Below are 6,971 nucleotides of genomic sequence, written 5' to 3'. Positions count from 1 at the left end.
CCCGCGCACCGCGCGCGGGCCGCTCGGCGACCGGCGGCAGGGTGCCCTTGAGCGGCCCCCACTCGTTCGGGTCCGGCACGCCGGCCGGCTGCATCTTGCGCCGGGCCGGCCCGCCGCCGTGGTCGGACTCGCCGGGCTCCTTGGCGCCCGGCCAGTCCTTGGCGACCCGGGCCGCGAGCACGAACTCCTTGCGCAGCGGGTTCCCCTCGAAGCCGTCCGGCAGCAGCAGGGTGGCCAGGTGGGGGTGCCCGGGGAAGTCGATGCCGAACATCTCGTGGGTCTCGCGCTCGTGCCAGGCGGCACCGGCGTACACCGGGACGGCGGTCGGCAGCGCGGCCCGGTCGCGCGGCACCCGGGTGCGCAGCGCGAGGTGCCGGACGCCGGGCGCCTCGACGGCGGCCAGGTGGGCGACCACGGAGAAGCCCTCGGCGAGCTCGTCGACGGCGCTCAGCCAGTCGAAGAAGCCCAGGCCCAGGACGTCCCGGGCGTTGGTGAGCGCCTCGGTCCAGTGCTCGGCGGGGACGTCGACGGTGACCAGCCCGTACGCCTCGGCGCCGGTCGCCCACTCCCCGACCGACGCCGCGTACTGCTCGGCGGATGTCACGAGACCCCTCCCTCGGTCGAAGCGCCGGCCGCGGAACCGGCCGCGGTCCCGGCCGCGGTCCCGGCCGCGGAGCCTGCCGCGGAGCCGCTCGCGGCACCGGCCGCGGAAGCCCCCGAAGGCCCGGCCACCAGCGGCCGGCGCAGCGCCGCCGCGGGCGCGGGCACGGTGTAGCGGTCCGGCAGGGACTCGGCGGCGATCTTCTCCTGGAGCTTGAGGATGCCCTGGAGCAGCGCCTCCGGCCGCGGCGGGCAGCCGGGCACGTAGACGTCCACCGGGATGATCTGGTCCACGCCCTTGGTGACCGAGTAGGAGTCCCAGTAGGGGCCGCCGGAGTTGGAGCAGGCGCCGAAGGAGATGACGTACTTCGGCTCGGGCATCTGCTCGTAGAGGCGCTTGACGGCGGGCGCCATCTTGTCGGTGACCGTCCCGGAGACGATCATCAGATCAGCCTGACGGGGTCCGGGCGCGAACGGGATGACACCCATCCGGATGAAGTCGTGTTTGGCCATGGAGGCGGCGATGAACTCGATCGCGCAGCAGGCCAGCCCGAAGTTGAAGCACCAGAGGCTGTAGCGGCGCCCCCAGTTGAGCACCACCTTGACCGGGTCCGGCGCGAGCCGGGCCAGCGGGCCGAGGCCGCGGCGCTCGACGGCGCCGGGGCGCGCGGGGTCCGGCAGGCCGAGCGGGACGGGACCGCCCTGTGCGCCGCCGTGCGAGTGGGAGTGCGTCACGTCCATTCCAGAACGCCCTTCTTCCAGGCGTAGAGCAGCCCGACCGCGAGGAAGCCGATGAACAGGAACATCTCGATCAGCGTCCCGGCGCCGTACCCGGCGGTGGCGAAGACGGTCGCCCAGGGGAACAGGTAGATCGCGTCCACCGCGAAGATCACGTACAGGAAGGCGTACACGTAGTAGCGGATCTGGGTGTGCGCCCAGTCCTCGCCCACCGGGTCCACCCCGCACTCGTAGGCGAGGAGTTTCTCGGGCGAGTACACCACGGGCCGCAGCAGCCGGTTGGCGGTGAACGCCACGGCGACGAAGAGCACCCCGACGACGGCCATCAGGCCCATCGCGGCGTACGCGTCGAAGTAGCCGCTGCCGACCGCCGGGTCGGCCGCGACGGCAGCCGCGTGCTTCCCCTCCATGCCTTCGCCTCCACCTCGGCCGTGAACCCGCCCTCAAGACAGTTCTACGACGTTTGCTCTCACCGGCCCAACCATGGCCAAAGCGTGAGTCTAAGGGGACCGCTCCGCTCCGCCCGAACCCTGCCCGCTCCGCAAGACGGCCGGTGGACACCCGGGCGGGCGTCCGGTGACCGGGCGCGGGGGTGGGGTTAACCCCCGGCCGGGAAGATGTATCACCCCCATGGCCCCCACCGCTCCCGGTTCGGGAAGCTTGGTCCAGCCGCACGACGAAGTAGGGACGGTAGATCCGCATGAAGCCGCTGCACCGCGCCGTGGACGCCATCAAGGAGCAGGACGCCCGGATGGAGCGCCCACCGCTGTACGGCACGAGGATGTGGCACCAGGTCGGCCAGTTGCTGCTGAACCTGCCGCTCGGCATCTTCGGCTTCGTGCTGGCCATGACCGCGCTGTCGGTCGGCCTGGGCCTGTCGGTCACCGTGCTCGGCCTGCCGATGCTGGCCGGCGGCCTGGCCGTCTCGCGCTCCCTGGGCACGCTGGGCCGGCGGCGGGCGCGCGCCGCGTACGGCTCCGCGATCGACGAGCCGGAGCCGGTGAAGCCGCGCCGCCCGGGGGTGGTCGGCTACACCATCGCCCAGCTCACCGACCTGCTGAACTGGCGCTCGGCGCTCTACAACGTGCTGATGCTGCCCTGGGGCGTGCTCAGCTTCGCCCTGACCCTGGTCTCGGTGATCGTGCTCTGGCCGGTGCTGCCCTGGGTGATCCGCGGGCTGGCCTCGGTCGACCGCATCCTGATCGAGTCGCTGCTCTTCCCGGGCGCCCTGGCCGAGCGGGTGCGCGAGCTGGAGGACGACCGCGGCACCGTGGTCGACACCGCCGCCGCCGACCTGCGCCGGATCGAGCGCGACCTGCACGACGGCGCCCAGGCCCGGCTGGTCGCCCTGGCGATGGACCTCGGCATGGCCAAGGAGCGGCTGCGCGAGGTGGAGTCCGAGGACGACATGGCGGCCGCCGCGAAGATGGTCGACAACGCCCACGGCGAGGTGAAGCTGGCCCTCCAGGAGCTGCGCGACCTGGCCCGCGGCATCCACCCGGCGGTGCTCACCGACCGCGGCCTGGACGCCGCGCTGTCCTCGGTCGCCGCCCGCTGCACCGTCCCCGGCGGGGTCCGGGTGAGCGTCGACCTGAGCGGCCCGGACGGGCAGCCCGAGCGCCCGGACTCGGCGGTCGAGGGCATCGCCTACTTCACCGTCAGCGAGCTGCTGACCAACGTCTCCAAGCACGCCGGCGCCCGCTCCGCCACGGTCGAGGTCTGGCGCTCGGACAACCAGCTGATGGTGCTGGTCCAGGACGACGGCAAGGGCGGCGCGGCCCCGTACCCGGGCAGCGGCCTGGCCGGGCTGGCCGAGCGGATCCGCGCGGTGGACGGGGTCTTCCTGGTGGACAGCCCCGACGGCGGCCCGACCACCGTCACCGTCGAGCTGCCCTGGCGCACCCGCACCGCCCGCCGCTGACCACGGGAACAGCACGGCACAGTAGGGCGCCGGGACCTCGTCGAGGCGAAGACGAGGTCCCGGCGCCGTTCCGGTACGGCACCCGGCCCGCTGAACCCTTGCGCGGCGTGCGGCCCGGCGTCCCCGTACCGGGGCTCAGGGGGAGGAGGTCTGGGCGCCTTCCAGTTCGCCGAGGGTGACGTCGGCGGTCTTGCTGCCGCCGTCCCGGGTGTAGGTGACGGTGACCTTGCTGCCCGGGGTGAGCGAGGCGAGCGCGGTGGTGAGCGCGTTCAGCGAGTCGACCTGGGTGTCGCCGATCCTGGTGATGACGTCGCCGGCCCGGAGCCCCGCCGAGGCCGCCGCCCCGCCCGGGGTGACCGCCACGATGACCGCGCCGGCCGGCTGGAACTGCTGGTTGAAGCTGGTCCGGGCGGTGATGCCGAGCGCGGCCCGGCCGGAGTTGGTGACCTTGCCCTGCTTGATCAGCTGGTCGGCGATGTTGGTGATGGTGCTCGCCGGGATGGCGAAGCCGATGCCGGGGGCGGCCGCGCCGTTGCTCTGCGGCTCGGTCGCGGCGAGCGTGTTGATGCCGATCACCTTGCTGTCCAGGTTCACCAGCGCGCCGCCGCTGTTGCCCGGGTTGATCGCCGCCGAGGTCTGCACCATGTTGCCGATGGTGGCGCCCGGCGAGCCGGGGCCCTGGGGTTCGGAGACGGTCCGCCCGGTGGCCGAGACGATGCCCTGGGTGACGCTGCTGGAGAGCCCCAGCGGGCTGCCCATGGCGAGGGTGATCTGGCCGAGCTGGACCTTGCCCGAGTCGCCGAAGCTGGCCGGCCGGAGACCGCTCGGCGGGTTGTTCAGCCGGATCACCGCGAGGTCGGAGTCGGGGTAGCTGGCGACCAGGCCGGCGTCCAGCGTCGTGGTGCTGTTGGCGAGGGTCACCGTGAAGGTCTTCGCGGAGCCGACCACGTGGGCGTTGGTGACGATGTCGCCCTTGTCGTCGTAGACGATCCCGGAGCCGAGGCTGTCGCCGGTGGTGATCTGCACCACGGAGGGCAGCACGTTGGCGATCACCGCCTGGTAGGCGTCCTGCAGCTGGGTCCCGCCGTTCGACTGGCCGGACGTCGCGGAGGCCTGGGTGGAGCCGGGGGACGAGGGCGAGCCGGTGGCGGCGACGGTGGCGGAGGAGGACGTGCCGCTGCTGCAGCCGGCCAGCGCCAGCGCGGCCGCCACGGCGACCACGGCCGCGGCCGGCAGCCGCCCGCCGGGCAGGGGGCTGGTGTGTTCCTTGCGACGGTGCACCTGGCTGCCTCCGATTCGTCACCACGCCGGGGGGCGCGGGCATGAGCGCACGGAAATCCTTGTCAGCTTTTCACCGTTTTGTCCGCTTTGTGGCTTCGACTCGCCCGAACGTGGCGGTCGGATCCGAACGCGGGTGCGCCGGAGATCCCCGAGGCGCGCCCCTAGGATCGGCACATGACTTGGTTGATCACCGGCGGTGCCGGATACATCGGCGGACACGTCGTCCGACAGCTGCTCGACGCCGGGGAGCGCGTCGCCGTCCTGGACGACCTCAGCACCGGCGACGCCTCCCGGCTGCCGGCCGGCGTCCCCCTGATCGAGGGCTCCACCCTGGACCGCGCCGCCCTGGACGCCGCTATCCGCGAGCACGGCGTCGAGGGCATCCTGCACTTCGCCGCCAAGAAGCAGGTCGGCGAGTCCGTCGAGCAGCCGTTCCTGTACTACCGCGAGAACATGATCGGCCTCCAGACCGTCCTGGAGGCCGCCGCCGAGGGCGGGGTGAAGCGCTTCCTCTTCTCCTCCTCCGCCGCGGTCTACGGCATGCCGGACGTCGACCTGGTCACCGAGTCCACGCCCTGCGCGCCGATGAGCCCGTACGGCGAGACCAAGCTGGCCGGCGAGTGGCTGGTCGCCGCGGCCGGCAAGGCCCACGGCATGTCCACCGTGGCCCTGCGCTACTTCAACGTGGCCGGCGCCGCCTCCCCCGAGCTCTCCGACGCCGGGGTGTTCAACCTGATCCCGATGGTCTTCGAGCGGCTCACCGCCGGCGAGGCCCCGCGGGTCTTCGGCGACGACTACCAGACCCCGGACGGCACCTGCGTCCGCGACTTCATCCACGTCTCCGACATCGCCTCGGCGCACGTGGCGGCCGCCAAGCGGATGGCCGCCGACCCGGCCGGCGCGACCTCCCTGGTGCTGAACATCGGCCGCGGCGAGGGCGTCAGCGTCAAGGAGATGCTGGCGGTGATCGGCAAGGTCACCGGCTACGACACCGCCGCCGAGGTGACCCCGCGCCGAGCCGGCGACCCGGCCCGGGTGGTGGCCTCCGCCGACCTGATCCACCGCGAGCTGGGCTGGACCGCCCGCCACGACGTGACCGAGATGGTCTCCTCCGCGTGGGACGGCTGGTGCAGCCGCCACCCCGGGGCCCGCAGGGCCTGATCCGACGGCGCCCGTCCGGCGGTGTCCGCCCCGCGGTTCAGCGGGCGGGCACCGCCGTGCCGTAGAAGGCGTCCAGCGCGTACACGCAGCGGTCCTTGGAGCCGACGAAGACCCGGCCGCCGACCGCCACCGGCGAGCCGGTGAGCTCGCCCTTGGTGCCGAGCTCCCAGCGCAGCTGACCGCTGGCCAGGTCCAGGGTGTGCAGCGAGTGGTCCCGGCTGCCCAGGTGCACCAGGCCGTCGGCCACCGCCGGGGAGCCGACGATCTCGCCACGGGCGGTGTAGCGCCAGCGCTCCCGGCCGGTGGCCGCCTCGAAGGCGTACAGCACCTCGCCGTTGCCGACCAGCACCATGCCGCCCGAGACCACCACCGGGTCGGCCCCCTGGCGGCGGCCGGTGACCCCGCGCCAGCGGTCCCGGCCGGTGGCCGCGTCCAGCGCGTAGACCGTGCCCAGGTAGTCGGCCACGTAGACCGCGTCGGCGTCCAGGGCGGGCGGGGTGAACAGCACCACCGGGGCGTCGAAGCGCCAGCGCTCGGCCCCGCTGGCCGCGTCCAGCGCGTACACCCGGGTGCCGGCCGACACGTACAGCACGCCGCCGCGCTCGACCGGGTGCGAGGGCACCTCCTCGCCGACCGGGAAGGACCAGCGCAGGCCCGCGCCGCGCGGGTCGACGCAGCGCAGCCGCCCGCCGCCGTAGTAGTAGGCGGCGCCGCCCACCAGGACCGGGCCGGACTGCGGGTTCTCGAAGTCCTGCTGGGCGTCGTCGGCGCGCCACAGCTCGGCGCCGTTGGCGGCCGAGCGGAGCTGGACGCCGCCGCCCCTGATGCCGCAGCAGAGCACGCCGTCGGCGGCGGAGAGCGAGTAGACCCAGCCGTCCAGCGAGGTGCGCCAGCGCTCGGTGCCGTCCGCGGCGTCCACGGTGTACAGGTGCGGGCCGTCCGCGGCGTGCACCCGGCCGGCGTCCACCGCGAGCGCCCAGGCCACGTCCCGGGTCTTGTAGCGGCGCTCGCCGGAGGCGATGTCCAGCGCGTGCACCTCGAAGCTGGAGACGAACAGCGTCCCGTCGGCGACCACCGGGGTGCCCCAGACGTCGTTGGACATCCGGAACCGCCAGGGGCGCCAGCGGGCGACCGGCGGGGGCGGCGGGACGGGGGCCCGGCGGACCCAGTCGGTCGTGGCCGGGGCGGTGCTCGGGCCGGGCTGCTCGTGCTCGGCCCGCGGCCCCGGGCCTATCCGGACGGAGGCGCCGGAGAGCTGCACCTCGACGGC

General features: G+C 73.9%; 7 protein-coding genes. 2 read left to right on the top strand and 5 right to left on the bottom strand.

All coding sequences use genetic code 11. From position 1 onward, the window contains the following. From AE652_RS31335 to AE652_RS31325, 3 genes are all read right to left on the bottom strand, one after another. On the bottom strand, window positions 1–604 hold a 604-nt coding region (locus tag AE652_RS31335), incomplete at its 3' end, for an NADH-quinone oxidoreductase subunit C (RefSeq protein ID WP_049657670.1). After that, window positions 601–1,341 (bottom strand): NADH-quinone oxidoreductase subunit B, encoded by a 741-nt coding sequence (locus AE652_RS31330; RefSeq protein WP_049657668.1) that lies wholly within the window; start codon window positions 1,339–1,341, stop codon window positions 601–603. The genes AE652_RS31330 and AE652_RS31335, both read right to left, overlap by 4 nt. Continuing rightward, a complete protein-coding gene (locus AE652_RS31325; RefSeq protein WP_049657666.1) occupies window positions 1,332–1,748 on the bottom strand; it encodes an NADH-quinone oxidoreductase subunit A in 417 nt (138 codons plus the stop codon). The genes AE652_RS31330 and AE652_RS31325 overlap by 10 nt, the downstream gene beginning before the upstream one ends. Window positions 1,749–2,089: 341 nt before the next feature. Between AE652_RS31325 and AE652_RS31320 the strand changes: the two genes are divergently transcribed. After that, the gene (locus AE652_RS31320; RefSeq protein WP_049657675.1) at window positions 2,090–3,259 is read left to right on the top strand and encodes a sensor domain-containing protein; all 1,170 of its coding nucleotides are present in this window, start codon (window positions 2,090–2,092) and stop codon (window positions 3,257–3,259) included. A gap of 135 nt (window positions 3,260–3,394) precedes the next feature. Here the strand turns inward: AE652_RS31320 and AE652_RS31315 are convergent, their stop codons facing one another. Then, window positions 3,395–4,510 (bottom strand): S1C family serine protease, encoded by a 1,116-nt coding sequence (locus AE652_RS31315; protein ID WP_049657672.1) that lies wholly within the window; start codon window positions 4,508–4,510, stop codon window positions 3,395–3,397. Between the two features lie 204 nt (window positions 4,511–4,714). Between AE652_RS31315 and galE the strand changes: the two genes are divergently transcribed. Next, entirely contained in the window at window positions 4,715–5,701 is a 987-nt protein-coding gene (gene galE, locus AE652_RS31310) for a UDP-glucose 4-epimerase GalE (protein ID WP_049657664.1), read from the top strand. Between the two features lie 37 nt (window positions 5,702–5,738). Here the strand turns inward: galE and AE652_RS31305 are convergent. Further along, the coding region (locus tag AE652_RS31305) for a PQQ-binding-like beta-propeller repeat protein (RefSeq protein ID WP_049657662.1) at window positions 5,739–6,971 on the bottom strand (1,233 nt) is incomplete at its 5' end.

Origin of the sequence: Kitasatospora sp. MY 5-36, from assembly GCF_001182915.1 — a bacterium.
GTDB lineage: Bacteria > Actinomycetota > Actinomycetes > Streptomycetales > Streptomycetaceae > Kitasatospora.
The sequence above is the reverse complement of the archived record's forward strand: the minus strand, read 5'-3'. Positions and strand labels throughout refer to the sequence as shown.

What these genes read in the sequence shown, in the direction of transcription:
- AE652_RS31325 (WP_049657666.1), bottom strand. Translation starts at nt 1,748, where the DNA reads ATGGAGGGGAAGCACGCGGCTGCCGTCGCGGCCGACCCGGCGGTCGGC.
- AE652_RS31330 (WP_049657668.1), bottom strand. Translation starts at nt 1,341, where the DNA reads ATGGACGTGACGCACTCCCACTCGCACGGCGGCGCACAGGGCGGTCCC.
- AE652_RS31320 (WP_049657675.1), top strand. Translation starts at nt 2,090, where the DNA reads ATGGAGCGCCCACCGCTGTACGGCACGAGGATGTGGCACCAGGTCGGC.
- galE (WP_049657664.1), top strand. Translation starts at nt 4,715, where the DNA reads ATGACTTGGTTGATCACCGGCGGTGCCGGATACATCGGCGGACACGTC.